Below are 1,434 nucleotides of genomic sequence, written 5' to 3'. Positions count from 1 at the left end.
TGCCCATGTATGGCATTTGTTTGTGGTGCGAACTTCACACCGAGATGCATTGGTTAAGCATTTATCAGAGCATGGTATTCAGACACAAGTACATTACCCGATAGCGCCGCATAAACAGCAGGCTTATAAAGAGTTCAGTCATCTGTTATTGCCGCTGACGGAGCAGTTGCAAAATGAAGTGCTGTCATTGCCGATGTCGCCCTACTTGAGTGAAGACGAGAGAAGTGCTGTGGTCTATGCAGTGAACTCTTTTAGAATGTAAGGTTCGTAAAGCAATATAATATAATCGGTTACTTAAAATAAGTACATTAATAAAATGAAATCAAAAATTAGATATTTTTTAGAGGTTATAATATTTCATTTGCATACTTTTTTTTCGAGAGTGCGATTTTTTCTTTCGAAAGATAATAGTTTAAATGAAATTTATTCTAGTAATAAAAGTAAAAAGTGCATAGTTTTAGGGAATGGCCCTTCAATTAAAAATGATATAGAAGTTATAAAAAAACAGATAGGTAATTCTGATTATTTGGCAGTTAATCACTTCTGTGAAAGTAGTGATTTTGAAATACTAAAACCAAATAAGTATGTTCTACTAGATGAATATTTTTGGCATCCTGATGCAAGCTTGGATCTAATAGAAAAAAGAAATAAGATGTTTTCTGCTCTGAATAAAGTAAGCTGGGAGATAGATCTTTTTTTGCCATATTATAGCGATAAGTCATTTATAAAAAATAAAATAGATAATAATTTTATCACCATTAATTTTTATAAAGTTGTTCCTGTACAAGGAATAACTATAAATAACGATAAAATAATAAGATTATTTGATAGTGGTACGTATGGTCCAGCCGCATGTAATGTTTTAATTTACGGTGTGTACGTTGCTATTATGAGTGGGTATAAAGATATTGAAATTTTTGGTGCGGATTTTTCTTTCCATAATGATGTGTTTGTGGATCAAAAAGATAATTCGTTAAAGATTAAATACAAGCATTTTTATGGTGAAAGTGAATATGTTCCTTTTATGAAAAATCCAACCAAGAAAGAAGCGTTTAGGATGTCTGAATTTATGCACATAACATACGAGACTTGCTTGGCTCATGATCGGCTAAGTAAGTTGGCCGAAAAACGTGGGATTAAAATAAGGAACAGGTCGACTTATTCAATGATAGACTCTTATCCTAGATAAAACTTTTAATTTAACTAACTTATATGGCTGTATTATGCAAAAAATTCTAGATTGTACTCTTCGAGATGGTGGCTATTATAACCACTGGGACTTTTCACCAGAAGTCGTTGACGCTTACCTCACAGCAGTTGCAAAAGCTAAAATTGATTATGTTGAGTTAGGGCTTCGTAACTATCCTAAGTCTGTTTACAGTGGTCCATTTGCTTATACGACTGAAGAGTTTCTAAACACGCTACACCTACCGA

Annotated in this window: 2 protein-coding genes and 1 pseudogene; all 3 read left to right on the top strand. The window is 33.0% G+C overall.

The features are described from left to right. A partial coding sequence (locus tag R2S67_RS22710; protein ID WP_317347170.1) for a DegT/DnrJ/EryC1/StrS family aminotransferase occupies positions 1 to 262 on the top strand: 262 nt, incomplete at its 5' end. A 54-nt stretch (positions 263 to 316) separates the two neighbouring features. Beyond that, a complete protein-coding gene (locus tag R2S67_RS22705; RefSeq protein ID WP_317347168.1) occupies positions 317 to 1,189 on the top strand; it encodes a hypothetical protein in 873 nt (290 codons plus the stop codon). Between the two features lie 34 nt (positions 1,190 to 1,223). Continuing rightward, positions 1,224 to 1,434 (top strand): annotated as a pseudogene (locus R2S67_RS22700) (pyruvate carboxyltransferase); the annotation flags it as partial.

The sequence above is a fragment of the Vibrio sp. T13N genome (assembly GCF_032970445.1).
Taxonomy (GTDB): domain Bacteria; phylum Pseudomonadota; class Gammaproteobacteria; order Enterobacterales; family Vibrionaceae; genus Vibrio; species Vibrio diabolicus.
Note: the sequence above shows the minus strand (reverse complement) of the source record. Positions and strands in the feature narration are given on the sequence as shown.

Bases quoted from the DNA above. Each gene is read 5' to 3' on its own strand.
- R2S67_RS22705 (WP_317347168.1), top strand. From the start codon at position 317: ATGAAATCAAAAATTAGATATTTTTTAGAGGTTATAATATTTCATTTG.